The 25,384-nt window shown below is 60.2% G+C and carries 26 protein-coding genes; 23 read left to right on the top strand and 3 right to left on the bottom strand.

Going from position 1 to position 25,384, the window contains the following annotated elements; translation table 11 throughout:
- The first annotated feature begins 126 nt into the window (after positions 1-126).
- A complete protein-coding gene (locus tag AC1Q6D_RS15830) occupies positions 127-1,059 on the top strand; it encodes an ABC transporter ATP-binding protein (RefSeq protein ID WP_103406459.1) in 933 nt (310 codons plus the stop codon).
- Complete coding sequence (locus AC1Q6D_RS15825; RefSeq protein ID WP_103406458.1) at positions 1,056-1,835, top strand: ABC transporter permease; 780 nt, start codon at positions 1,056-1,058, stop codon at positions 1,833-1,835. The genes AC1Q6D_RS15830 and AC1Q6D_RS15825 overlap by 4 nt, the downstream gene beginning before the upstream one ends.
- A 75-nt stretch (positions 1,836-1,910) precedes the next feature.
- Here AC1Q6D_RS15825 and AC1Q6D_RS15820 read toward each other — a convergent pair whose 3' ends face one another.
- Positions 1,911-2,426 carry a DUF2062 domain-containing protein gene (locus AC1Q6D_RS15820; protein ID WP_103406457.1) on the bottom strand — a complete coding sequence of 172 codons (516 nt, stop codon included), beginning with the start codon at positions 2,424-2,426 and terminating at the stop codon, positions 1,911-1,913.
- A gap of 136 nt (positions 2,427-2,562) precedes the next feature.
- On the opposite strand from AC1Q6D_RS15820, the gene AC1Q6D_RS15815 reads away from it, so the two are divergent.
- From AC1Q6D_RS15815 to AC1Q6D_RS15760, 12 genes are all read left to right on the top strand, one after another.
- Positions 2,563-4,797: a DNA internalization-related competence protein ComEC/Rec2 gene (locus AC1Q6D_RS15815; protein ID WP_103406456.1), complete on the top strand. Its 2,235-nt coding sequence runs from the start codon at positions 2,563-2,565 to the stop codon at positions 4,795-4,797.
- 98 nt (positions 4,798-4,895) lie between these two features.
- A complete protein-coding gene (locus AC1Q6D_RS15810; RefSeq protein WP_047526945.1) occupies positions 4,896-5,531 on the top strand; it encodes a MotA/TolQ/ExbB proton channel family protein in 636 nt (211 codons plus the stop codon).
- Entirely contained in the window at positions 5,528-5,956 is a 429-nt protein-coding gene (locus AC1Q6D_RS15805; RefSeq protein WP_047526947.1) for an ExbD/TolR family protein, read from the top strand. Before AC1Q6D_RS15810 ends, AC1Q6D_RS15805 begins: the two co-directional genes overlap by 4 nt.
- A complete protein-coding gene (gene lpxK, locus AC1Q6D_RS15800; protein WP_103406455.1) occupies positions 5,956-6,966 on the top strand; it encodes a tetraacyldisaccharide 4'-kinase in 1,011 nt (336 codons plus the stop codon). Before AC1Q6D_RS15805 ends, lpxK begins: the two co-directional genes overlap by 1 nt.
- Positions 6,967-6,989: 23 nt before the next feature.
- A complete protein-coding gene (locus AC1Q6D_RS15795) occupies positions 6,990-7,175 on the top strand; it encodes a Trm112 family protein (RefSeq protein ID WP_007945752.1) in 186 nt (61 codons plus the stop codon).
- Positions 7,172-7,936: a 3-deoxy-manno-octulosonate cytidylyltransferase gene (kdsB, locus tag AC1Q6D_RS15790; RefSeq protein WP_103406454.1), complete on the top strand. Its 765-nt coding sequence runs from the start codon at positions 7,172-7,174 to the stop codon at positions 7,934-7,936. The genes AC1Q6D_RS15795 and kdsB overlap by 4 nt, the downstream gene beginning before the upstream one ends.
- Complete coding sequence (locus AC1Q6D_RS15785) at positions 7,936-8,400, top strand: low molecular weight protein-tyrosine-phosphatase (protein ID WP_047526959.1); 465 nt, start codon at positions 7,936-7,938, stop codon at positions 8,398-8,400. The genes kdsB and AC1Q6D_RS15785 overlap by 1 nt, the downstream gene beginning before the upstream one ends.
- Positions 8,397-9,416, top strand: coding sequence for a UDP-N-acetylmuramate dehydrogenase (murB, locus tag AC1Q6D_RS15780; protein WP_103406453.1), 1,020 nt, complete (start codon positions 8,397-8,399; stop codon positions 9,414-9,416). The genes AC1Q6D_RS15785 and murB overlap by 4 nt, the downstream gene beginning before the upstream one ends.
- A 244-nt stretch (positions 9,417-9,660) precedes the next feature.
- Positions 9,661-10,131 (top strand): (2Fe-2S)-binding protein, encoded by a 471-nt coding sequence (locus AC1Q6D_RS15775; protein WP_103406468.1) that lies wholly within the window; start codon positions 9,661-9,663, stop codon positions 10,129-10,131.
- Positions 10,128-12,449 carry a xanthine dehydrogenase family protein molybdopterin-binding subunit gene (locus AC1Q6D_RS15770; RefSeq protein ID WP_103406452.1) on the top strand — a complete coding sequence of 774 codons (2,322 nt, stop codon included), beginning with the start codon at positions 10,128-10,130 and terminating at the stop codon, positions 12,447-12,449. Before AC1Q6D_RS15775 ends, AC1Q6D_RS15770 begins: the two co-directional genes overlap by 4 nt.
- A complete protein-coding gene (locus AC1Q6D_RS15765) occupies positions 12,449-13,432 on the top strand; it encodes an XdhC family protein (RefSeq protein WP_103406451.1) in 984 nt (327 codons plus the stop codon). Before AC1Q6D_RS15770 ends, AC1Q6D_RS15765 begins: the two co-directional genes overlap by 1 nt.
- Entirely contained in the window at positions 13,429-14,019 is a 591-nt protein-coding gene (locus tag AC1Q6D_RS15760) for a nucleotidyltransferase family protein (RefSeq protein ID WP_103406450.1), read from the top strand. The genes AC1Q6D_RS15765 and AC1Q6D_RS15760 overlap by 4 nt, the downstream gene beginning before the upstream one ends.
- 109 nt (positions 14,020-14,128) lie before the next feature.
- Here AC1Q6D_RS15760 and rne read toward each other — a convergent pair whose 3' ends face one another.
- Positions 14,129-17,323, bottom strand: coding sequence for a ribonuclease E (gene rne / locus AC1Q6D_RS15755; protein WP_103406449.1), 3,195 nt, complete (start codon positions 17,321-17,323; stop codon positions 14,129-14,131).
- A 700-nt stretch (positions 17,324-18,023) separates the two neighbouring features.
- Between rne and rluC the strand changes: the two genes are divergently transcribed.
- Genes rluC through AC1Q6D_RS15740 form a run of 3 tightly spaced genes read left to right on the top strand, consistent with a single transcriptional unit; the run spans position 18,024 to position 20,649 of the window.
- Positions 18,024-18,986: a 23S rRNA pseudouridine(955/2504/2580) synthase RluC gene (gene rluC / locus AC1Q6D_RS15750; protein ID WP_103406448.1), complete on the top strand. Its 963-nt coding sequence runs from the start codon at positions 18,024-18,026 to the stop codon at positions 18,984-18,986.
- Positions 18,973-19,635: an HAD-IA family hydrolase gene (locus tag AC1Q6D_RS15745; protein WP_103406447.1), complete on the top strand. Its 663-nt coding sequence runs from the start codon at positions 18,973-18,975 to the stop codon at positions 19,633-19,635. Before rluC ends, AC1Q6D_RS15745 begins: the two co-directional genes overlap by 14 nt.
- A gap of 24 nt (positions 19,636-19,659) precedes the next feature.
- Complete coding sequence (locus tag AC1Q6D_RS15740) at positions 19,660-20,649, top strand: S49 family peptidase (RefSeq protein ID WP_047526972.1); 990 nt, start codon at positions 19,660-19,662, stop codon at positions 20,647-20,649.
- Positions 20,650-20,698: 49 nt separating this feature from the next.
- On the opposite strand, the gene AC1Q6D_RS15735 is transcribed toward AC1Q6D_RS15740, so the two are convergent.
- Positions 20,699-21,277, bottom strand: a complete 579-nt coding sequence (locus AC1Q6D_RS15735; protein ID WP_103406446.1) for a Maf family protein — start codon at positions 21,275-21,277, stop codon at positions 20,699-20,701.
- Positions 21,278-21,382: 105 nt separating this feature from the next.
- Here AC1Q6D_RS15735 and AC1Q6D_RS15730 point away from each other — a divergent pair, with 105 nt between their 5' ends.
- From AC1Q6D_RS15730 to acpP, 6 genes are all read left to right on the top strand, one after another.
- A complete protein-coding gene (locus AC1Q6D_RS15730; RefSeq protein WP_007942001.1) occupies positions 21,383-21,910 on the top strand; it encodes a YceD family protein in 528 nt (175 codons plus the stop codon).
- Between the two features lie 13 nt (positions 21,911-21,923).
- A complete protein-coding gene (gene rpmF, locus AC1Q6D_RS15725) occupies positions 21,924-22,106 on the top strand; it encodes a 50S ribosomal protein L32 (protein WP_003179396.1) in 183 nt (60 codons plus the stop codon).
- Between the two features lie 4 nt (positions 22,107-22,110).
- Positions 22,111-23,121, top strand: coding sequence for a phosphate acyltransferase PlsX (gene plsX, locus AC1Q6D_RS15720; protein ID WP_090467772.1), 1,011 nt, complete (start codon positions 22,111-22,113; stop codon positions 23,119-23,121).
- Positions 23,122-23,246: 125 nt separating this feature from the next.
- Positions 23,247-24,185 carry an ACP S-malonyltransferase gene (gene fabD / locus AC1Q6D_RS15715; RefSeq protein WP_047526978.1) on the top strand — a complete coding sequence of 313 codons (939 nt, stop codon included), beginning with the start codon at positions 23,247-23,249 and terminating at the stop codon, positions 24,183-24,185.
- Between the two features lie 16 nt (positions 24,186-24,201).
- Positions 24,202-24,945: a 3-oxoacyl-ACP reductase FabG gene (fabG, locus tag AC1Q6D_RS15710; protein WP_047526979.1), complete on the top strand. Its 744-nt coding sequence runs from the start codon at positions 24,202-24,204 to the stop codon at positions 24,943-24,945.
- A 191-nt stretch (positions 24,946-25,136) separates the two neighbouring features.
- Complete coding sequence (acpP, locus tag AC1Q6D_RS15705; RefSeq protein ID WP_024076962.1) at positions 25,137-25,373, top strand: acyl carrier protein; 237 nt, start codon at positions 25,137-25,139, stop codon at positions 25,371-25,373.
- Positions 25,374-25,384 lie beyond the last annotated feature (11 nt).

Below are 25,384 nucleotides of genomic sequence, written 5' to 3'. Positions count from 1 at the left end.
TATCGACACACTTGACTGTACTTGTGTGGCGGCGACAAGCACCATTGTGCCGGTGCGTCGTGGTTGAGTTGTCCGCCGCCCGCCCCTATTTATTCCTCTCTTCCCTTCTTGGTGCGTAAATCCGATATGAGTTCCGCTCTGTCCATCCGGCAGCTAACCAAAACCTACGGCAACGGTTTCCAGGCCTTGAGTGGTATCGATCTGGATGTCGCCGAAGGTGACTTTTTCGCCTTGCTCGGCCCCAATGGCGCCGGCAAATCCACGACCATCGGCATTCTCTCGACCCTGGTGAACAAGACCAGCGGCACGGTGAATATTTTCGGTCACGACCTGGACAAGGACCCGGCGGGGCTCAAGCGCTCCATCGGCGTCGTGCCCCAGGAGTTCAACTTCAACCAGTTTGAAAAGACCTTCGACATCGTCGTGACCCAGGCCGGTTACTACGGCATTCCGGCGAAAATTGCCAAGGAACGCGCCGAGCAGTATCTGACCCAGCTCGGTCTGTGGGACAAGCGCGATGTGCCGTCGCGTTCACTGTCCGGCGGCATGAAGCGCCGACTGATGATTGCCCGGGCGCTGGTCCACGAGCCACGCCTGTTGATCCTCGACGAACCGACCGCCGGCGTGGACATCGAACTGCGTCGCTCGATGTGGACCTTTCTCACCGAGCTGAACAAAAAAGGCATCACCATCATCCTCACCACGCACTATCTGGAAGAGGCTGAGCAGTTGTGCCGCAACATTGGCATCATCGACCACGGCACCATCGTCGAAAACACCAGCATGAAGCAGTTGCTCGGCCAATTGCACGTCGAAACCTTTCTGCTGGATTTGAAGAACAGTCTGAGCGTGCCACCGCAGCTGATCGGCTATCCGTCACGGTTGCTCGACGACCACACCCTGGAGGTCCAGGTCGACAAGAGCATGGGCATCACTGCGTTGTTCACTCAACTCGCACAGCAAAACATCGAAGTGCTGAGCCTGCGTAACAAAACCAATCGCCTCGAGGAGTTGTTCGTGTCCCTGGTGGAGAAAAATCTGTCGAAGGTGGCGGTATGAGTTCCGAGCTGCAGCCCAACCTCGTTGCCCTGAACACCATCGTCTACCGTGAGGTCCGGCGTTTTACCCGGATCTGGCCGCAGACCCTGCTGCCGCCGGCGATCACCATGGTTCTGTACTTCGTGATCTTCGGTAACCTGATCGGCCGGCAGATCGGCGACATGGGTGGTTTCACCTACATGGAGTACATCGTGCCGGGGCTGATCATGATGTCGGTGATCACCAACTCCTACGGCAACGTGGTGTCGAGTTTTTTTGGCAGCAAGTTCCAGCGTTCCATTGAAGAATTGATGGTGTCGCCGGTCTCGCCCCACACCATTCTGATTGGCTTTACCCTGGGCGGTGTACTGCGCGGGCTGATGGTTGGCGTCATCGTGACGCTGCTGTCGCTGTTCTTCACTGATTTGCAGGTACATCACCTGGGGGTGACCATTCTGGTGGTGGTGCTGACGGCGACGATCTTTTCGCTGCTGGGCTTCATCAACGCCGTGTTTGCGCGCAACTTCGATGACATTTCGATCATTCCGACCTTCGTGCTGACACCACTGACGTACCTGGGCGGGGTGTTCTACTCGATCTCGTTGCTGCCGCCGTTCTGGCAGACCGTGTCCCTGGCCAACCCGGTGCTGCACATGGTCAATGCGTTCCGCTACGGCATCCTCGGCGTGTCGGATATCCGCATCAGCATTGCGATTACCTTCATGCTGGTGGCGACCGTCGTGCTGTATATCGGTTGCGCGCGATTGCTGGTCAGCGGCCGCGGGATGCGTACCTGAGTGGCGCCAAGCCAATAAGCTGTCGATCCAGATGCCATAAAAAACGGCCTCCACTCGGGAGGCCGTTTTGCTTTCTCACATTCGACTTTTCTTGCGCCGTTTCCATTGCCGCGCCACCCACCAGCGCCAATACATCATCACCACGCAATAGGCGAGCGCCCCGAGGGTCAGTCCCGTCACCACCGAACCCAGCAAAAACGGCTGCCACAAGGTCGATAACTCGCCGCTGATCCATTCCCAGGTCAACGCATCCGGCAGCTGGCGGGCAGGAACGTCCATCAACCAGGCGCCGGCCTGGTAAGTGCAGTAGAACACGGCAGGCATGGTGATCGGGTTGGTCAGCCAGACCAGGCTGACGGCAATCGGCATATTGCCGCGCACCATGATCGCGAGTATGGCGGCCACCAGCATCTGCAACGGGATCGGCAGGAATGCCGCGAACAGGCCAACCGCCATCGCCCGGGCCACGGAGTGGCGATTGAGGTGCCAGAGGTTCGGGTCATGCAGCAGGGTGCCGAGAAAGCGTAAGGATTTGTGTTCCCTGATGCTGGTCGGGTCTGGCATGTAGCGTTTGAATAAGCGCCGGGGCATAAGGCTTCTCGGTCGGTTAAGGCGGCAAGTATGTCTGGATTCTATGAGGTGCCCATTCAGAGTTTGTGACAATTAATAACGACGGCGGTGCGATGGGCCGACTATGCCTAGGGGCTGGACTCTCTAGGACGAGCTTATGCGCACAGGGATGATGGCGCTGGCGTTGGGTCTGCTGACCTTGCGTTTTTTACCGGCATTGCCGCCGGTCTGGTTATGCACGTTGTTGCCGGTTATCGGTTTGATGCTGCTGCCGTTCAGGACTTATCCAGTGGCGTTTTTCCTGTTCGGTTTGAGTTGGGCCTGCCTGCAGGCCCAATGGGCGCTGGATGATCGATTGCCCTCACGCCTCGATGGCGAAACGCGCTGGGTCGAAGGGCGGGTGGTGGGGTTGCCGCAGCATACCGAGGCAGTGGTGCGTTTCGAATTGGCCGACGCGCGGTCGCGCCACGGCACCGTGCCGCCACTCATGCGCCTGGCCTGGTATGGCGGACCGCCAGTGAAGAGCGGCGAGCGCTGGCGAGTGGCGGTCAAGTTGAAACGTCCCGCAGGGCTGCTGAATCCACATGCCTTTGATTACGACGCCTGGCTGTTGGCGCAACGAATCGGTGCGACCGGGACGGTCAAGGACGGGGAGCTATTGAGCGAGGCACGTTGGGCTTGGCGCGACGGCATCCGGCAGCGGTTGCAGGCCGTGGATGCCCAGGGCCGGACGGGCGTTCTGACGGCGTTGGTGCTGGGGGATGGTAGCGGACTCAGCCGTCAGGACTGGCAGGTGTTGCAAGACACCGGCACCGTGCATCTATTGGTGATTTCCGGGCAGCACATCGGTCTGCTGGCGGGGGTGGTGTATCTGTTGATTGCCGGACTCGCCCGCTATGGCCTGTGTCCGAACCGCCTGCCGTGGTTGCCCTGGGCCTGTGGTCTGGCATTCGCTGCAGCCCTCGGATATGGGTTGTTGGCCGGGTTCGAGGTGCCGGTGCGGCGTGCCTGTCTGATGATCGGTCTGGTGTTGTTATGGCGCCTGCGTTTTCGTCATCTCGGTGCCTGGTGGCCGCTGTTGCTTGCGCTCAATGGCGTGTTATTGCTGGATCCGCTGGCAAGTTTGCAACCGGGATTCTGGTTGTCCTTTGCGGCGGTCGCGGTGTTGATTCTCACTTTCAGCGGTCGTTTGGGGCCGTGGCGATGGTGGCAAACCTGGACGCGCGCGCAATGGTTGATCGCCATCGGCCTGGGCCCGCTTTTACTGGTGCTGGGGTTGCCGATCAGTCTCAGTGGACCGCTGGTCAACTTGCTGGCCGTGCCTTGGATCAGCCTGCTGGTGTTGCCACCTGCTTTGCTCGGGACGCTGTTATTGCCGGTGCCGTATGTGGGTGAGGGCCTGTTATGGCTCGCCGGCGGCTTGATCGATGGGTTGTTCACGGGCCTGGCGTGGATGGCTGGTCAGGTTCCGGCATGGGTGCCCACGGCGATCCCGCTGTGGGTCTGGGGGCTGGGTGCCTTGGGAGCCTTTCTCTTGTTGCTGCCGCGAGGCGTACCGTTACGCCCGCTGGGCTGGCCGCTGCTGCTGTTGCTGATTTTTCCGCCGCGTTCAGAAATACCGGAAGGCGTTGCCGACATCTGGCAACTGGACGTCGGCCAAGGTCTGGCGATCCTGGTGCGCACTCGCCACCACACGCTGCTGTATGACGCGGGTCCCCGATTCGGTGATAACGATCTTGGCGAGCGCGTGGTCTTGCCAACGTTACGCAAGCTGGGCGTGGACGGTATTGACCTGATGCTGATAAGTCACGCCCATGCCGATCATGCCGGCGGTGCGCGGGCGGTCGCCCAGGGGCTACCGGTGAAGCACGTACTCGGTGGTGAACCCGCAGAATTGCCGAATGAATGGCAAGCGGCGGGCTGCGAGAGCGGTCGGCGATGGACCTGGGACGGCGTGAACTTTGAACTGTGGCAATGGGCGCACGCCCGTGAAAGTAATCCCAAATCCTGCGTGCTGCAGATTGAAGCCAGCGGTGAGCGAATGCTGCTGACCGGAGACATCGACATGGCCGCCGAGCGAGCGTTGCTCGAGAGTCCGTTGGCCATACCCACCGACTGGCTGCAATCGCCGCACCATGGCAGCCGCAGTTCGTCCTCCATGGCGCTGCTCGACCGGTTGCGGCCCAAAGCGGTGCTGATCTCACGTGGCCAGGGCAATTCGTTCGGCCATCCACACCCGACCGTCCTGGCACGCTATCAAAAGTACGGCATGGCGATCTACGACAGTGCGGATCAAGGTGCCGTTCATCTCCAGCTCGGGCGTTTCGAGGCGCCGCGCTCAATGCGTCTGGAACGGCGCTTCTGGCGCGATCCACCACCCCTGGCAAAATAACCGGGTGTCATGAACGCCCGACCGAATGCGACATCACGGTCTTCGGTGCGCCGACCCCCTATGTTAGAGTGGCGCACTTTTTCGAGGGGACTGTCACTGTGTGGGAATTGGTTAAATCCGGCGGTTGGATGATGATACCGATCATCCTGAGTTCCATCGCGGCAATGGCGATTGTCGCTGAGCGCCTTTGGACCCTGCGTGCCAGTCGCGTCACCCCGGAGCACTTGCTCGGGCAGGTCTGGGTCTGGATCAAGGACAAGCAGCTCAATAAGGAAAAACTCAAGGAACTGCGCGCCAATTCGCCGTTGGGCGAGATCCTGGCGGCAGGTCTGGCGAACTCCAAGCATGGCCGCGAGATCATGAAAGAGTGCATTGAAGAAGCCGCCGCCCGGGTTGTCCACGAGCTGGAACGCTACATCAACGCCCTCGGTACCATTGCCGCCATGGCGCCGCTGCTGGGCCTGCTGGGCACTGTGCTGGGCATGATCGATATCTTCAGTTCGTTCATGGGCACGGGCATGGCGACCAATCCGGGTGTGTTGGCCGGCGGTATTTCCAAGGCATTGATCACTACGGCGTCGGGGCTGATCGTAGGTATCCCATCGGTGTTCTTCCATCGTTTCCTGCAACGGCGTATCGATGAGCTCGTCGTGGGCATGGAGCAGGAAGCCATCAAACTGGTCGAGGTGGTGCAGGGCGACCGTGATGTGGATCTGGCCGGGAGCAAAGCGTGAAATTCCGCCGCAAACCACGGGAAACGGTGGACATCAACCTCGTGTCGTTGATCGACGTGGTGTTTGTCCTGCTGCTGTTTTTCGTGGTGACCACGACCTTTACCCGTGAAACCCAATTGCGCGTCGACCTGCCGGAAGCGGTCAGCGGCTCGCCGGCTGAAGACCAGACCCGGCAGCTGGACATCGCCATCAGTGCCGAAGGCGTGTTTTCGGTGAATAACCAGGTCTTGCCGAAAAGCGACCTGGCGACCCTGATGGAAGCGTTGCAGAAAGAGTCAGGCGGCGATACCAGCCGGCCGCTGTCCATCAGCGCCGACGGCAAAACCCAGCATCAGGCGGTGATCACCGCCATGGACGCCGCCGGCAAGCTTGGCTTCAGTCACTTGCGCATGACCACAATCGAGGCGGCGCCGCCCGCACCCTGATGGCCATGTCCGATCGCCTGCTTGCCGCCTGGTATCGGGGTCATCCGGCCCTGAAACTTCTGCAGCCGCTGGAGTGGTTGTATCGACGCGTGGTCAACAACAAGCGCAAGCGCTTTCTGGCGGGCGAGGGTGAAATCTATCAGCCACCCGTGCCGTTGATCGTGGTCGGCAACATCACCGTGGGCGGCACCGGCAAGACACCGCTGATTCTGTGGATGATCCAGCATTGCCAGCGCAGTGGTTTGCGGGTGGGTGTGGTCAGTCGTGGTTACGGCGCCAGGCCGGCGCAATGGCCATGGCGGGTCGAGGCGGATCAAGCCGCAGACATTGCAGGTGACGAGCCATTGTTGATCGTCCAGCGCACCGGTGTGCCGTTAATGATCGACCCCAATCGCAGCAATGCCGTCAAATCCTTGCTGGCGAGCGAGCCGCTGGATCTGATTTTGTCCGATGACGGCATGCAGCATTACCGGCTGGCGCGGGATCTGGAGCTGGTGCTTATCGACGCTGCCCGTGGCCTGGGCAACCAGCGTTGCCTGCCGGCCGGGCCGCTGCGTGAACCGGTCGAACGCCTGCAAAGCGTCGATGCGGTGCTCTATAACGGCGCCATGGCTGATCCAGACGGGGGGTTCGCTTTCCAGTTGCAACCCACCGCGCTGGTCAATCTGCAAAGCGGTGAGCGTCGTCCCCTCGATCACTTTCCAAAAGGCCAGGCGCTGCACGCGGTGGCCGGGATCGGCAATCCGCAGCGTTTCTTCAAGACCCTCGAAACGCTACACTGGCAACTCGTGCCACATGCCTTCGCCGACCATGCCGAATATAGCGTGCAGGCCTTGAATTTCACTCCGTCATTGCCATTGGTGATGACCGAAAAGGACGCGGTGAAGTGCCGTGCCTTCGCCGCTGCCGATTGGTGGTACCTGGCGGTCGATGCTGTGCCGTCGCCGGCCTTCGTGGCATGGTTCGATACGCAGTTGATGCGCCTGTTGCCGGCTCGACTTTTGCCTTAAACCGTTTTATCCAGGGAATGCTCATGGACACCAAATTGCTCGACATCCTCGCCTGCCCGGTCTGCAAAGGCCCGCTCAAGCTCAGCGCCGACAAGACCGAGCTGATCAGCAAGGGCGCCGGCCTGGCTTATCCGATCCGGGACGGTATTCCGGTGATGCTCGAAACCGAAGCTCGCACCCTCACGACCGATGAGCGTCTGGACAAATGACCGCAGCCTTTACCGTTGTCATTCCTTCGCGATACGCCTCTACGCGCCTGCCGGGCAAGCCACTGCTGTTGATCGCCGGCAAGCCGATGATTCAACACGTTTGGGAGCAGGCCAGCAAAAGCAGCGCCCAGCGTGTGGTGGTTGCCACTGATGACGCCCGTATTGTCGAGGCTTGCCAGGGTTTTGGCGCTGAGGTGGTGCTGACTCGCGAAGACCACAACTCCGGTACCGATCGCCTGGCAGAAGTCGCGGCGAAACTGGGCCTGGCGCCCGATGCCATTGTTGTCAACGTCCAGGGCGATGAGCCGTTGATCCCGCCGAGCGTGATCGATCAGGTCGCCGCCAATCTGGCTATCCACACCGAAGCGCGCATGGCCACCCTGGCCGAGCCGATCGACGATGTTGAAACCCTGTTCAATCCCAACGTGGTCAAGGTTGTCAGTGATCTCAATGGCCTGGCCCTGACCTTCAGTCGCGCCACGCTACCGTGGGCACGGGATGCTTTCGCCAAGAGCCGCGAGCAATTGCCGCAAGGCGTGCCTTACCGCCGCCACATCGGTATTTATGCGTACCGCGCCGGTTTCCTGCACGACTTTGTCAGCTGGGGGCCATGCTGGCTGGAAAACACCGAGAGCCTGGAACAACTGCGTGCGCTGTGGCACGGCGTGCGGATTCACGTTGCCGATGCGCTGATCGCACCGCCGGCCGGCGTCGATACCATTGAAGACCTTGAGCGCGTTCGTCGCCTGCTGGAGGCCTGATGCGTGTTTTGTTTGTATGCCTGGGCAACATCTGTCGTTCACCCACGGCCGAAGGCGTGCTGCGGCATAAATTGCGTGAGGCGGGGCTGGCCGACCAGATAGAAGTCGCCTCCGCCGGCACCGGTGAATGGCACGTCGGCCAGGCACCGGACAAGCGTAGCCAGGCGGCTGCCAAGCTGCGAGGTTATGATTTGTCCGCCCAGCGCGCCCAACAAGTGACCCGTGCCGATTTCGCCACCTACGACCTGATCCTGGCGATGGATAAAAGCAATCTGCGCGATCTCGAGTCCATGCAACCGGTCAAGGGTAAAGCAGAGCTGGATCTGTTTCTGCGTCGCTATCAGTCGGGCATCGATGAGGTGCCGGATCCCTATCACGACAGTGATCAGGGCTTCGAGCGAGTACTGGATTTGATCGAGCGCGCCAGTGATCTGCTGGTGATCGAATTGAAGGGACGGTTATGAGTCTGCAGGTGCGGCAACAGGTTTCGCTCAAACCGTACAACAGCTTTGGCGTGGATGTTCAGGCCCGTCTGTTTGCCGAGGCCCATAGCGACGCCGACGTGCGTGACGCTCTGGCTTATGCCCGGGACCATGATGTGCCCCTGCTGGTCATCGGTGGTGGCAGCAACTTGTTGTTGACGGCAGACGTGTCGTCGCTGGTGCTGCGCATGGCCACTCGCGGGGTTCGTGTGCTAAGCGACGATGGCAGCAAAGTCGTGCTTGAAGCCGAGGCTGGCGAGCCCTGGCATCCGTTCGTGCAGCACACGCTGGCGCAGGGGTTGTCCGGTCTGGAAAACCTGAGCCTGATTCCCGGCACCGTCGGCGCGGCACCGATGCAGAACATCGGTGCTTATGGCGTCGAGATCAAGGACGTGTTTGCCGGCCTGACGGCGCTCGATCGCCACAGCGGAGAGCTGCGCGACTTCAGCCTGGAAGAGTGCGACTTCGCTTACCGCGACAGCGTCTTCAAGCAGCAACCGGGGCGCTGGTTGATCCTTCGGGTACGTTTTACGCTCGACCGCACCGCACATCTGCACCTGGATTACGGCCCGGTGCGTCAGCGCCTGACCGAGCAGGGCATCGATCAGCCGACCGCCACTGACGTCAGCCAGGCCATTTGCAGTATCCGCAACGAGAAGCTTCCGGACCCGGCGGTGCTCGGCAATGCTGGCAGTTTCTTCAAGAATCCGCTGGTGCCGGCCGCGCTGGTCGCGCAGCTCAAGGGCGAATACCCGGATTTGGTGGCCTACGCGCAACCGGACGGTCAGATGAAGCTGGCCGCAGGCTGGCTGATCGAACGGGCAGGGTGGAAAGGGTTTCGCGAGAACGATGCCGGCGTGCATAAATTGCAGGCACTGGTGCTGGTCAACTATGGCAGTGCTACCGGACTGCAATTGCTCGACCTGGCACAGCGTATCCAGAAAGACATTTCAGAGCGTTTTCATGTCAATCTGGAAATGGAGCCCAATCAGTATTGAGGCTAAGCTTTCCAGACTGATCTCAAAGCCCTGCACAACTTCCATTGTGCAGGGCTTTTTTGTTAATGCTGGGTTAACTTAGCCACCTAACGATACCAGCATTTGCTCCATCCAAAGGCCCGGTGCAGACGTGTTCGTTCGCACAAGAGAGCCCATTAGCCTGAGTCGATCTGCGATGACCGAACCGCTTGGTGAAAGCGGCAGATTGCTCGACCCCATAACCCAATACTATGCGGGCGTGCCCATGATTACCCTGAAACTCAATGGTCAAGACCATCAACTCGACGTCACCGAGGACATGCCGCTGCTCTGGGCGATCCGCGACGTGGCCGGCTACAACGGCACCAAATTCGGCTGCGGCATGGGCTTGTGCGGTGCCTGCACCATTCACATCGAAGGCGCCCCTGCACGCAGCTGCATCACGCCAATCGGCTCGGTCGTGGGGCAGAATGTCACCACGATCGACAATCTGCATGCCGACCCGGTCGGCCAAGTCGTGCAGCAAGCCTGGCTCGATACGGCCGTAGCCCAGTGCGGTTACTGTCAGGGCGGGCAAATCATGTCGGCTACCGCATTGCTTAAAACCAATCCGAACCCCAGCGACGAACAGATCGAAGAGGCAATGGTCGGCAACATTTGCCGCTGCGGCACCTACAACCGCATCAAGACCGCCATCCACCAGGCATCCACTCAACTGAAGGGGGCCAAGGCATGAGCCAGTTACCGAATGATTTCGCCCTGAGCAACCTCAGTCGGCGTGGTTTCCTCAAAGGCGTCGGCGCTGCGGGTGCGCTGGTGGTGGCCGCCAGTTGGGGCTGGCAAGACGCGTTCGCCGAGGAGGCGCAGAAGAAGTTCGGCGCCGATGGCATGCCCCATGGCTGGGTCGACGATCCCAAGGTTTATCTCAGCATCGCCACCGACGGCACGGTGACGGTTATCTGCAACCGTTCGGAAATGGGGCAGGGTGTGCGCACCAGCCTGACCATGGTCGTGGCCGACGAACTCGAAGCCGATTGGGCGCGGGTCAAAGTCAAGCAGGCACCGGGCGACGAAGTGCGTTTCGGCAACCAGGACACCGACGGTTCGCGCAGCATGCGCCACTGGTACGAGCCAATGCGCCGCTGCGGTGCCGCCGCGCGGACCATGCTGGAGCAGGCGGCTGCCGAACAGTGGAAAGTGCCGGTCGGTGAATGTCATGCGCAATTGCATAAAGTCATCCACAAACCTTCCGGTCGCGAGCTGGATTATGGCGCCCTGGCCGCCGCTGCCGGTGCCTTGGCCGTGCCGGCGCGTGACAGTCTGCGACTCAAGCAACCTTCGGAGTTCCGTTACATCGGCAAGGAAGGCACCAGGGCCATCGACGGCGACGACATCGTCAAAGGTCGCGCGGTGTATGGTGCCGACGTGCATGTCGACGGCATGCTGTTCGCCACCATCGCCCGTCCAGCGGTGTACGGTGGCAAGGTCAAAACGTTCGATGCCAGCGCCGCGATGAAAGTCCCCGGTGTGCTCAAGGTCGTACAGATCGAAAGCCGTCCACTGCCATCAGAGTTCCAACCGCTGGGTGGGGTGGCGGTGGTGGCCAGTAACACCTGGGCGGCGATCAAGGGACGTGAAGCGCTGAAAATCGAATGGGATGACGGCGCCAATGCCAGTTACGACTCGATCGCCTACCGCAAGGAGCTGGAAGCCGCTTCGCTCAAACCCGGCAAAGTGGTGCGCAACACGGGCAACATCGATGAAGCCATGAGCGGCGCCAACAGCACGCTGGAAGCCTCCTACTACTTGCCGCATCTATCGCAGTCACCGATGGAGCCAATGGTCGCCATCGCCCGCTACAAGGACGGTGTGTGCGAAGCCTGGGGCCCGAGTCAGGCGCCACAGGTCACCCGTGAGCGGATCAGCGAACGTCTCGGCCTGCCGTTCGACAATGTCACCTTCAATGTCACCTTGTTGGGTGGCGGTTTCGGCCGCAAGTCGAAGCCCGATTTCATTATCGAGGCGGCGATTCTTGCCAAGGAGTTCCCTGGCAAAGCCGTGCGCGTGCAATGGACCCGCGAAGACGACATCCACTGCTCCTATTTCCATACCGTGTCCGCCGAATACCTGAAGGCCAGCCTGAACAAGGATGGCCTGCCATCCGGCTGGTTGCATCGCACGGTAGCACCGAGCATCACCGCATTATTCGCGCCGGGCATGAACCACGAGGCGGCATTCGAGTTGGGCATGGGCTTTACCAACATGGCTTACGCGATCCCCAACGTACGCCTGGAAAACCCCGAAGCGGCGGTACACACCCGGGTGGGCTGGTATCGCTCGGTGTCGAACATTCCCCACGGCTTTGCGATCCAGAGTTTCGTCGATGAACTGGCGCACAAGGCCGGACAGGACCCGCTGAAGTATCAGATCAAATTGCTCGGTCCGGACCGTCGGATCGATCCGCGCACCTTGAGTGAAGAGTGGAACTACGGTGAATCACCGGAACGTTACCCGATCGACACCGGACGTTTGCGCACGGTGCTGGAAACTGCCGCCAAAGCCGCCGGTTGGGGGCGCGAGCTGCCGAAGGGGCGCGGCCTGGGCCTGGCGGTAAATTACAGCTTCGTCACATACGTGGCGGCGGTGATCGAAGTCGAGGTCAAAGATGATGGCACGTTGATTGTGCACAAGGCTGACATTGCCGTGGATTGCGGGCCGCAGATCAACCCCGAGCGGATTCGCTCACAGTTTGAAGGCGCCTGCGTGATGGGCCTTGGCAATGCGGTGCTGGGTGAGATCAGCTTCAAGGATGGCAAGGTCCAGCAGGACAACTTCCATATGTACGAAGTGGCGCGCATGTCCCTGGCGCCGAAGGAGGTCGCGGTGCATCTGGTCACGCCGCCGGGCAATGTCCCGTTGGGCGGCGTCGGCGAACCCGGCGTGCCGCCGATTGCGCCGGCGCTGTGTAACGCGATCTTCGCTGCCACCGGCAAGCGCATCCGCAGCCTGCCGGTTCGCTATCAGTTGCAGGGCTGGCAAAAGGCTGAAGCCTGATGGACAGCGCTGATCTGAATGTCCTGCGCAGTGTCCTGGAGTGGCGCCGCGCCGGTCAGCGGGTGGTGTTGTACAGCGTGGTCCAGACCTGGGGCACCGCGCCCCGGGCACCCGGGGCCATGCTGGCCTTGCGTGAAGACGGCGTGGTGATCGGTTCGGTGTCGGGTGGTTGTGTCGAGGACGACCTGATCGCCCGGTTGCACGATGGTCGGATTCCGGCAGACGGGCCGCCGGTGCAATTGATCACCTACGGCGTGACCCGCGAAGAGGCGGCACGTTTTGGCTTGCCCTGCGGCGGCACGTTGCGATTAACCGAGGAGCGTGTCGGTGATCCGGCGTGGGTCGCTGAACTGCTGGCGCGTTGCGAAGCCCACGAAATCGTGGCGCGTTGCCTTGATATCGCAACCGGTGAAGTGGTTTTGCAGCCGGCCGGTAAAACGGATGTTCTGGTGTTTGACGAGCAGACTTTGCGCGCGATCTATGGCCCCCGCTGGCGCTTGTTGTTGATCGGCGCGGGGCAATTGTCGCGCTACGTTGCCGAAATGGCGCGGCTGCTGGATTTCGAAGTGCTGATTTGCGATCCGCGGACCGAGTTCGTCCATGGCTGGGAAAAGCAGCATGGTCGTTTCGTCTCCGGCATGCCCGACGAGGCGGTGCTGAGTATCCAGACCGACGAGCGCACGGCCATCGTGGCCTTGACTCACGATCCACGCCTGGATGACATGGCCCTGCTCACGGCCCTCGACTCCAGGGCGTTTTATGTCGGCGCGCTGGGCTCACGGGTCAACAGTCAGAAGCGCCGGGACAATCTGGCGCAGTTGGGCTTGTCGCAACAGTCCATTGAGCGGCTGCACGGTCCGATCGGTTTGCATATCGGCAGTCATAGCCCGGCGGAAATCGCCTTGTCGCTGATGGCTGAAATCGTGGCCATTAAAAATGGCGTGGAGCTGAAACAGAAGAAGCCGGTACGGGAGCGCGTATGAGCGAGTCCATCGGCGTCATTGTGCTGGCAGCGGGGCAGGGCAGTCGGTTTCGCCAGCTCACCGGTGCCGACAAGGACAAGTTGCTGGCCGATTGCACCGGCCGCGATGGCGCGGTTCGTTCGGTGATCGAGCACGTGCTGGTGAATCTTCCGGCCAATGGCGGCAAGCGCGTCCTGGTGACCACCGCTGATCGACCCCAAGTGATTCGCATGGCCCAGGCCTATGGCTGCGAAATTGTGTTGGTCGAGTCCATCGGCATGGGCGACAGCATTGCTGCGGGAGTTTCTGCCTGTGCCCAACTCGATGGCTGGTTGATAGTGTTGGGTGACATGCCGTTCATCCTCCCGTCCAGCATTGAAAAAGTCCTGGCGGGTATCAGTCACGACAGCGTCAGCGTGCCGGTGCAAAACGGAGAGTATGGGCATCCGGTCGGGTTCGGACGTGATTTCGCGGCGGGATTGATGGCGCTATCGGGAGATCGTGGCGCGAAGCCTCTATTTGCCAAGGGGCGCGTGGTTGAGGTGGCTGTGGGGGATCCCGGGGTGTTGTGGGATGTGGATGTGCCGCAGAAGTTGGTCTTCAAATAATCGCTGATCCCTGTGGGAGCTCACGCCCACAGGGAATCGGTGTGATTGTCCTGGATATGAAAAAGCCCCGCCTGGGTTACCAGGCGGGGCTTTTCATTAGCCGATGGAATCAGACGAGAGGTTTAGGCTCGTGTTTTTTTTCCAGGGCTTGTTCGTGTTGCTCAATCGCTTCCTGAACGGAGCGTGGTGCTTCGTGGATTGCGGATTGAGCTGGCTCGGCATCAACTTCTGCAGTCGGGGCAGGTGCTGCCTCGGCCACTTCAGCAACGACTGCTTCAGCCTGAGCAGCAGCGGCAGCCAATTCGGCTTCCTTCTGCAGGCGCTCTTCTTCACGCTTGCGACGACGCACTTCACGCGGGTCGTTCGGTGCGCGGCCACTTGGTGTCAGGGCATTGGCCGGAGCGGCAGCAACCACTGATGCAGGCACTTCGGCAACTACCGGCGTTTCCACGACAGGAGCAGGCTCGGCTGCTGCGACGACCGGCTCGGAGGTCACTGCATCGGCAACCGGAGCTTCAATCGCCGGAGCTTCAACGACTGGCGCTGGAGTTTCGGTTACGGCTGGCTCGGCAACCCAGTTGAACGCGGTTTGCTCTTCGCGAGCTTCACGAACGGCTTCGGTCACGGTTTCAGTGGCGGTTTCGACAACCGGCTCTGCAACCACGACAGGCGCTTCAACCACAGGCTCTACGTGTGGTGCTTGTGCCACTTCGACTTCCGGCGATGCGCTGGCTTCGACCGGGGTAGTCGCTTCAACGACTGGCGCTTCGACTGGAGCGATTTCCAGGGTGGCGGCAGTGGCGCGTTCGGCTTGCTCGTTGGCCTGTGCTTCGGCCGGGGCGCTGATCACGGTGCTGGCAACGGCTGCGGTAACAGCCAGGCCGGCGGCGAGGTCGGCGGTGCTTGGTGCTTCATTGCTTTCGCCGGATTCGGATTCTTCCGAACCTTCGATCACATTGCCGTTGGCATCGCGTTGACGCTCGCGACGGTTGCTGCGACGACGCTGGCCACGGGAACGGCGGCGTGGGCGATCGCCTTCGGCGCCGTCCTGACCTTCTTCCTGCAGTTGCTCTTCGTTGGTGGTCAGCTCTTCTTCAGCGACGGCAGCGGCTTGCTCGGCACGGGGTTGACGTTCTTCACGCGGTGGGCGTGGAGCACGTTCTTCGCGTGGCGGGCGGGCCGGGCGCTCTTCAGCGGTCGCCGCCGCAGCCGGAGCAGCAGCCGGAGCAGCATCCAGAGGCTCACGCAGTTCACGAACGCGCTCTTCGCGTTCGCCACGTGGCTTGCGGTCTTCACGCGGTGCGCGAGGTGCACGTTCTTCTCGTGGAGCACGCGGTGCGCGTTCTTCACGTGCTACGGCTGGTGTCTCTTCACGGGCTTCGCGTGGTTGACGCTCTTCGCGTGGCTCACGTGGTGCGCGCTCTTCACGCGGTGCACGTTCTTCGCGCGGCTTGCGTTCTTCATCGCGGCGACCGTTACGGTTGCGGCTCTGCTGGCGACCGTTGCGACGTTGTTCTTCATTGCTGCGAGCCGGACGCTCGGTGGCAGCCGGTTTCTCGACCACGGCCGGGGCAGCAGGCTCTTCCTTGGAGGCGAACAGGCTGACCAGCGACTTCACCAGGCCCTTGAACAGGCTTGGCTCTGGAGCGGCGACGGGAGCGGCAACCGGAGCGGCAACGACTTCGGTCGGAACCGGAGCGTTGGCACGGGCTGGCGCAGTCTTGACCGCGGCTTCCTGGCGAACCAGGGTGCGGGTCGCTGCGGCCGGCTGGACTTCTTCCACTTCGGCAGCGGCAGCAGCGATTTCGTAGCTGGACTGGTTGATCGCGGCTTCAGGGCTGTCATCACGCAGACGCTGAACTTCGAAGTGCGGCGTTTCGAGGTGATCGTTCGGCAGAATAACGATGCGGGCACGGGTGCGCAGTTCGATCTTGGTGATCGAGTTGCGTTTTTCGTTGAGCAGGAACGCGGCGACCGGGATCGGCACCTGGGCGCGAACTTCGGCGGTGCGGTCTTTCAGTGCTTCTTCTTCGATCAGGCGCAGGATCGCCAGCGACAGCGATTCAACATCACGGATGATGCCGGTGCCGTTGCAACGCGGGCAGACGATGCCACTGCTTTCGCCCAGGGAAGGACGCAGGCGCTGACGGGACATTTCCAGCAGGCCGAAGCGTGAGATGCGACCGACTTGCACGCGGGCGCGGTCGGCTTCCAGGCATTCGCGGACTTTTTCTTCCACGGCGCGCTGGTTCTTGGCAGGGGTCATGTCGATGAAGTCGATGACGATCAGGCCGCCAATGTCACGCAGGCGCAACTGACGGGCGATTTCTTCGGCGGCTTCGAGGTTGGTCTGCAGGGCGGTTTCTTCGATGTCGCTGCCTTTGGTGGCGCGCGCCGAGTTGATGTCGATGGACACCAGGGCTTCGGTCGGATCGATAACGATGGAGCCGCCGGAAGGCAGTTCGACGACGCGCTGGAATGCGGTTTCGATCTGGCTTTCGATCTGGAAGCGGTTGAACAGCGGAACGCTGTCTTCGTACAGCTTGATCTTGCTGGCGTACTGCGGCATCACCTGGCGGATGAAGGTCAGGGCTTCGTCCTGGGCTTCGACGCTGTCGATCAGCACTTCGCCGATGTCCTGGCGCAGGTAATCGCGGATGGCGCGGATGATCACGTTGCTTTCCTGATAGATCAGGAATGGCGCGGAGCGATCCAGCGAGGCTTCTTTGATGGCGGTCCAGAGTTGCAGCAGGTAGTCGAGGTCCCACTGCATTTCTTCACTGCTGCGGCCCAGGCCGGCAGTGCGCACGATCAGACCCATGTCGGCCGGGGCAACCAGGCCGTTCAGGGCTTCACGCAGTTCGTTGCGCTCTTCGCCTTCGATGCGACGGGAGATACCGCCGGCACGCGGGTTGTTCGGCATCAGTACCAGGTAACGACCGGCCAGGCTGATGAACGTGGTCAGGGCGGCGCCCTTGTTGCCACGTTCTTCTTTTTCGACCTGAACGATGACTTCCTGGCCTTCGCTCAGGACGTCTTTGATGTTGACGCGGCCTTCAGGGGCTTTCTTGAAGTATTCGCGGGAGATTTCTTTGAGTGGCAGGAAGCCGTGGCGCTCGGAGCCGAAATCGACAAAGGCAGCCTCAAGGCTTGGTTCGATGCGAGTAATCCGGCCTTTATAGATGTTGGCCTTCTTCTGCTCGCGTGCACCGGATTCGATGTCCAGGTCGTAGAGGCGCTGGCCATCTACCAGTGCAACACGCAACTCTTCGGGTTGAGTTGCGTTAATCAGCATTCTTTTCATGTAGTACCGTCGGTTTCCGGGCTGCCGGAAACGGCGTTCGGCACACACGACTTCTCACGGTCGGTGTCAGGTGCGTCAGGAGTGGTTGGACACTCCAGTGTCTAGCGAACCCCGACCAATTGGGCCGGCGTCGCGACGTACGCGTCCTGCTTGCTGTGGCTACTTAAGCACTCAGTCAGGAGGAGGAATCAACCAGCGGCTGTGGACGAGATGAAGCGTCTTGATAAAGCCTATTGCTACACAGTCCAGCGGTTGTGCATCTCCACCCTACACGTATCCCTGATAATTCGGGTGCTGCCGCGCGCAGAATCCGCAGCGGGTTGGCATTTACCGTGAGCTCCGATAGGGGAGGTCACGCATCATGGCTAATTTAGGCGTTGTTTCCGAAGCGTTCGCTCGGGGTCATTCGCAGCTGACTGCACTTTGTGAACTGGCCATGAATATTGGCTCGCAAGACGAGTGAAAACTCTGCTTTGCGGTTTGATTCAGGCCTCATGTCACCTGCGCTTGTTACAACTGCAAACTCCACCGTTACGTAGCGAAAGCCCCGTAGGACGGCCTCGCGTCCTGGTGAATTGCGTTGGTCAGGGTCGGTTTTTGACCGTTGGTCCGCTGTCCAGGCCGCTTTTGGCGGCGTTCGCGACTATAGCAGCAATGATTAAGTGCTTCAATTCCATAAAAAATTGTTATCATCCGCCGCATGACGACTACAGCCCCCTCGACCCCAGGCGTACAACTGCTTGAGGTCTCGCCGGAATATGCCGGCCAACGTATTGATAACTTCCTTCTCGCTCGGCTCAAAGGCGTGCCCAAGACCCTGATTTACCGCATTTTACGCAAGGGCGAAGTGCGGGTGAACAAGGGGCGGATCAAGCCCGAATACAAGCTGCAAGCGGGCGATATCGTGCGCGTGCCGCCGGTTCGCGTGCCTGAACGCGACGAACCGGTGCCGCTGGCCCAAGGCCTGCTGCAGCGACTCGAAGCCTCGATTGTCTATGAAGACAAGGCGCTGATCGTGATCAACAAGCCTGCTGGCATCGCTGTTCACGGCGGTAGTGGCTTGAATTACGGCGTCATCGAAGCCTTCCGTCAGTTGCGCCCCGATTGCAAGGAGCTGGAGCTGGTTCACCGTCTTGACCGTGACACTTCCGGGCTGCTGATGATCGCCAAGAAGCGCAGCATGTTGCGTCACTTGCACACCGCATTGCGCGGTGATGGTGTCGATAAGCGCTACATGGCGCTGGTTCGTGGCAACTGGGCGAGCTCGATCAAGCAAGTCCGTGCGGCGCTCGGCAAGAGCAATCTGCGCTCCGGCGAGCGCATGGTCGAGGTCGACGAGGAGGAGGGCAAGGAGTCTGTGACCGTGTTCAAGGTCCTGCGTCGCTTTGGCGACTTTGCCACCCTGATCGAAGCCAAGCCGATCACCGGCCGCACTCACCAGATCCGCGTCCACACGTTGCACGCCGGGCACTGCATTGCCGGCGATACCAAGTACGGCGATGACGATTTCAGTAAGGAAATTCGCGACCTGGGCGGCAAGCGCCTGTTTCTGCACGCCTACATGCTGACCGTGCCGCTGCCCGATGGCGGTGAACTCAAGTTGCAGGCGCCGGTCGATGAGATGTGGGCCAAGACCGTGGAGCGATTGAGTGCGCCCATCTGATTACAAGCTGCTGATTTTCGATTGGGATGGCACGCTCGCCGATTCCATTGGTCGGATTGTCGAAGCGATGCATGTGGCATCGGAGCGAACCGGTTTTCCGTTGCGTGATGATTTCGCCGTCAAAGGCATCATCGGCCTTGGCCTGCCGGAAGCGATCCGCACCTTGTACCCCGAAATCGGCGATGCCGAGCTGATAGCCTTTCGTCAGCATTATGCGGATCACTACATCGCATCGGAAGCTGTGCCTTCGCCGTTGTTCGAAGGTGTGGTCGAGTCGCTCGAAGCGTTTCGTGCCGAGGGCTATCATCTGGCTGTGGCGACCGGCAAGGCCCGTCGCGGGCTGGACCGGGTATTGAAATCCCATGGCTGGGAAGATTATTTCGACATCACCCGTGCGGCTGACGAGACCGCCAGCAAGCCGCATCCGCTGATGCTTGAGCAGATCCTGGCTCATTGTAAGGTGGCTCCCGCGCAGGCGCTGATGGTTGGCGACTCGTCGTTCGATCTGCAGATGGCGCGCAATGCCGGGATGGATTCGGTGGCGGTCAGCTACGGTGCTCAATCGATCGAGGCGCTGAAGCTGTTCGGCCCGCGGCTGGCGGTCGATCGCTTTTCAGAATTGCATGCCTGGCTGAGTCAGCGGGCTTAATACGTTGTTGCTGGGGTAGATGGCATGACCGACGAATGGAAAGCGCCCGCCAAGTCGAGCGCAGAGAGCGGTGACGAGAAAAGCTGGAAGCTGCTGGAAAAGACGCTGCTGGCCAGTGTGCAGGAACAGCGTCGGTCCCGTCGCTGGGGGATTTTCTTCAAGTTGCTGACGTTTGTGTACCTGTTTGGTGCGCTGGCCCTGTTCACGCCGCTGATGGACATGGAAAAAGCCGCCACCCGCAGCGCCCATTACACCGCATTGATCGACGTGACGGGGATGATCGCCGACAAGGAGCCGGCCAGCGCCGACAATATCGTTGGAAGCCTGCGAGCGGCCTTCGAGGACGATAAGGTCAAGGGCGTGATCCTGCGAATCAACAGTCCGGGTGGCAGTCCGGTGCAGTCAGGTTACGTGTATGACGAGATTCGCCGTCTGCGTGGTCTGCATCCGGATACCAAGCTCTATGCGGTGATTTCGGATCTTGGGGCTTCCGGCGCGTATTACATTGCCAGTGCGGCCGATCAGATCTACGCCGACAAAGCGAGCCTGGTGGGTTCCATCGGCGTCACGGCGGCCGGTTACGGCTTTGTCGGTACCATGGAGAAGCTGGGGGTTGAGCGTCGTACCTACACCTCTGGCGAGCATAAGTCGTTCCTCGATCCGTTCCAGCCGCAAAAGCCGGAAGAGACGGCGTTTTGGCAGGGTGTGCTCGATACCACGCACAATCAGTTCATCAACAGCGTCAAGCAGGGGCGGGGCGATCGCCTGAAGGACAAAGAGCATCCTGAGCTGTTCTCCGGTCTGGTCTGGTCTGGCGAGCAAGCATTGCCACTGGGGCTGATCGACGGCCTGGGTAATGCCAGTTCGGTTGCCCGGGATGTGATCGGCGAAAAAGAGCTGGTGGACTTCACGGTTCAGGAGTCGCCGTTCGATCGCTTCTCGAAAAAGCTCGGCGCCAGCGTCGCTGAGCATTTGGCGATGTGGATGGGTTTCAATGGTCCATCGCTGCGTTGATCTTTTGGATGCTTAAAAGAACCGGCCCGTTTGGCCGGTTTTTTGTGGCTCAGGGAATTTGCACGCCTTCAGTCAGCAGCATGTCGACAAGGCGGATCAGCGGTAATCCGATCAGGCTGGTGGCGTCCGGGCCTTCGGTGCTTTGGAACAGGCTCACGCCCAGGCCTTCGGCTTTGAAGCTGCCAGCGCAGTCGTAGGGTTGTTCGGCGCGCAGGTAGCGCTCGATGCGCGCGCTGTCGAGGGTGCGCATGTGCACGGTGAACGGTATGCAATCGACCTGGCAGTGACCGGTCTGGCTATTGAGCAGTGCCAGGCCCGTCAGGAAGGTCACGCTGGCACCGCTGGCGGCCAGCAGTTGTTCGCGGGCCTTTTCGAAGGTGTGGGGCTTGCCGATGATGTTGTCCCCGAGCACGGCAACCTGGTCGGAGCCAATGATCAAGTGAGCGCTGTGACGGCCGGTCAGTGCGCGGGCTTTTTCCTCGGCGAGGCGCTTGACCAGATCAACGGCGGTCTCGCCCGGGCGATGGCTTTCGTCGATATCCGGCGAGCTACAGGTAAACGGCAGTAGCAGGCGGGCCAACAATTCCCGGCGATAGACCGAGCTGGAAGCGAGTAATAAAGGCAGCATGGGCAACTCCAAAAGGCAGGCGGGAATTCTAGCGAGCCTTCCAAGTGACGGACAGGGCTGAATTTCCTTTGACATGGGCGGGGGCATCCCTATAATGCTGCGCCTATGTTGAATGACCCGATTCCACCTCACGTTGACCCGCGCAAATTGGCTGACCGTGGCACCACCCTTCAAGGTGAAATGCTGCTGGCCGATTTGGAGAGACTCTGCGACCCGCTTTCCGACAATGTCGGTACGGTGCAGGCTAAATTCGTTTTTGAACGAGATGAACGTAAATCTGTGGTCATCCACAGCTTTATCGACACTGAAGTCAAAATGGTTTGCCAGCGTTGTCTTGAGCTGGTCACCCTGCCGATCCATAGCGAATGCAGTTATGCTGTGGTGAAGGAGGGTGCGAATACCCAGTCGTTGCCGAAAGGTTATGACGTGCTGGAACTGGGCGAAGATCCATTGGATCTGCAGTCACTGATCGAGGAGGAGCTTCTGCTCGCCTTGCCCATTGTGCCTGCTCATCATCCGGAAGAATGCCAGCAGCCGGCGGGAGCAGATGAGCCCGAACCGAGCGAGGACGAGGTAACGCGGTCCAACCCGTTCAGTGTATTGGCGCAGTTAAAGCGTGACCCAAACGTTTAGGAGTTAATCAATTATGGCTGTTCAGCAGAACAAAAAATCCCGCTCTGCCCGTGACATGCGCCGTTCGCACGACGCTCTTGAGGCTAGCACTCTGTCTGTAGAAAAAACCACTGGTGAAGTTCACCTGCGTCACCACGTATCGCCAGAAGGCGTATACCGTGGCCGTAAAGTGATCGACAAGGGCGCTGACGAGTAATCACTTGTCCGCTCAAGTCATCGCGATTGACGCAATGGGCGGGGACTTCGGTCCCCGCAGCATTGTCCAGGCCAGCCTTGCTTGCCTGTCTGCTACACCCTCGCTGCACCTGACCCTCGTCGGTCAAGCCTCCCTCCTTGAAGAATTGATCGCCGGCCATTCGGCTGTGGATCGCGCTCGCCTGTCGATTACACCTGCGTCCGAATTCATCACCATGGACGAAAAACCGGCCCAGGCCCTGCGCGGCAAACCTGATTCCTCGATGCGCGTGGCGCTTGAGTTGCTGCGTGACGGCAAGGTCCAGGCCTGTGTCAGTGCCGGCAACACCGGTGCGCTGATGGCGTTGTCGCGGTTTGTGCTCAAGACCTTGCCTGGCATTGATCGGCCCGCCATGATCGCGGCGATTCCGACGCAGAAAGGGTACTGCCAGTTACTCGACCTGGGTGCGAATGTCGATTGCAGTGCCGAGCACTTGTTGCAGTTCGCGGTGATGGGGTCTGTCGCGGCAGAAACCCTCGGTATTGTTCGTCCGCGTGTAGCGCTGCTGAACATCGGCACTGAAGACATCAAGGGCAACCAGCAGGTCAAGCTGGCGGCAACGTTGTTGCAGAATGCCCGTGGTATCAATTACATCGGTTTCATAGAGGGTGACGGCTTGTACCGTGGTGAGGCGGATGTCGTGGTGTGTGATGGCTTTGTCGGCAATATCCTGCTCAAATCCAGCGAAGGCCTGGCCACCATGATTGCCGGACGCATCGAGGCATTGTTCAAGAAAACCCTGATGTCGCGAATGGTCGGTGCATTGGCGCTGCCGTTGATGAAGCGTCTGCAGGCGGATCTGGCTCCGGCGCGGCATAATGGCGCAAGCTTTTTGGGGTTGCAGGGGATTGTGGTGAAAAGTCACGGTTCTGCCGGAGTGCAGGGCTTTCAGAGTGCCATTCAGCGTGCCTTGATCGAGATTCAGGAAAACCTGCCTGAACGGCTTCACGGTCGTCTTGCGGATTTGTTGCTTTAGGCGTTTTCGTCGGACAATGCTTAAATGTGACCGCTCAGTTCAATTGGCCATCCAACTGTCAGTTTCTTGCGTCCCCCTAGAGGGACGTCAATTCTCCGACGACAAGATCATTAGGGGCTTGTTACATGTCTGCTTCCCTCGCATTCGTCTTTCCGGGACAGGGTTCGCAGTCCCTCGGCATGCTGGCCGAGTTGGGCGCGCAACATCCGGTTGTCCTCGAAACATTCAAAGAAGCTTCCGATGCTCTGGGTTACGACCTGTGGGCACTGACCCAGCAAGGGCCGGAAGAGCAACTCAATCAAACCGATAAGACTCAGCCGGCCATTCTGACCGCCTCGATCGCCCTGTGGCGTCTGTGGCTGGCTGAAGGTGGTGCGCGTCCGGCCTACGTGGCCGGTCACAGCCTGGGTGAATACAGCGCGCTGGTCGCGGCGGGCAGCCTGAGCCTGGGCGATGCAGTGAAGCTGGTCGAGCGTCGTGGCCAACTGATGCAGGAAGCCGTTCCGGCCGGGCAGGGTGGCATGGCCGCCATCCTCGGACTGGACGATGCTGACGTAGTGGCGGCCTGTGCTGAAGCGGCACAAGGCGAAGTGGTCAGCGCGGTCAACTTCAACTCCCCGGGCCAAGTGGTTATCGCTGGTGCCAAGGCGGCGGTCGAACGCGCCATCGAAGGCTGCAAGGCTCGTGGTGCCAAGCGCGCCATGCCACTGCCGGTCAGTGTGCCGTCCCATTGCGAGCTGATGCGCCCGGCCGCCGAGCGTTTCGCTGAGTCGATCGCTGCGATCGACTGGCAGGCGCCGCAGATTCCGGTGGTGCAGAACGTCAGTGCCGAGGTGCCGGCCGATCTGCAAACCCTCAAGCGCGATCTGCTTGAACAGCTCTACAAGCCTGTGCGCTGGGTCGAATCGGTCCAGGCGCTGGCGGCCAAGGGGGCAACTCAATTGGTCGAATGCGGCCCGGGCAAAGTGCTGGCCGGTCTGAACAAACGCTGCGCCGAAGGCGTATCGACTTCCAACCTCAATACCCCAGACGCTTTCGCTGCCGCTCGTGCAGCGCTGGCCTGAATCAGGAGAAGCTTGCATGAGTCTGCAAGGTAAAGTTGCACTGGTCACTGGTGCAAGCCGCGGTATCGGCCAGGCTATCGCCCTGGAACTGGGTCGTCAGGGCGCCATCGTTGTGGGCACCGCGACCTCGGCTTCGGGTGCCGAGCGCATTGCCGCCACCCTGAAGGAAAATGGCATTCAGGGCACTGGCCTGGAACTCAATGTCACCAGCGACGAGTCCGTGGCGGCTGTCCTGGCGAGCATTCAGGAGCAGTTCGGTGCGCCGGCGATTCTGGTCAATAATGCCGGCATCACCCGCGATAACCTGATGATGCGCATGAAAGACGACGAGTGGCATGACGTTGTCGATACCAACCTGAACAGTCTGTTCCGCCTGTCCAAGGGCGTTTTGCGTGGTATGACCAAGGCCCGCTGGGGACGAATTATCAGTATTGGCTCGGTTGTGGGTGCCATGGGCAACGCAGGCCAAGTAAACTACGCTGCCGCCAAGGCCGGTCTGGAAGGTTTCAGTCGTGCACTGGCGCGTGAAGTCGGTTCGCGTTCGATTACGGTAAACTCGGTGGCCCCAGGGTTCATCGATACCGATATGACCCGCGAACTGCCCGAGGCGCAGCGTGAAGCCTTGCAGGCGCAGATTCCGCTGGGTCGTCTGGGGCAAGCACAAGAGATCGCGTCTGTGGTCGCTTTTCTTGCGTCCGACGGTGCGGCATACGTTACTGGGGCTACAATCCCGGTGAACGGCGGGATGTACATGAGTTAAATGTGACGGATTGCTTCAAAAAAATGTCATACGAGCTGTCTAAAATCCGTTATAAAGCTGCAATCTATTTATAGGCAGAGGGCTGCAGGGTTTGAGGAGTGAAGCTTTCAGTTGAAAAGCTGAAAAGTCTTTCTATACACTTACCCACTGGCCAGCTGCCTGAATTTGTCCATTAGGAGTGAAAACAAGGTATGAGCACCATCGAAGAGCGCGTCAAGAAAATCGTTGCCGAGCAACTGGGCGTTAAAGAAGAAGAAGTGATCAACACTGCCTCCTTCGTTGAAGACCTGGGTGCTGACTCCCTTGACACCGTTGAGCTGGTGATGGCTCTGGAAGAGGAATTCGAGACCGAAATCCCTGACGAAGAAGCTGAGAAGATCACTACTGTACAAGCTGCAATCGACTACGTTACTAGCCACCAGGCGTAATAGTTTGTAAT

It is taken from the genome of Pseudomonas sp. MT92 (assembly GCF_058792515.1).
This window is presented reverse-complemented; position numbering and strand designations above follow the sequence as displayed.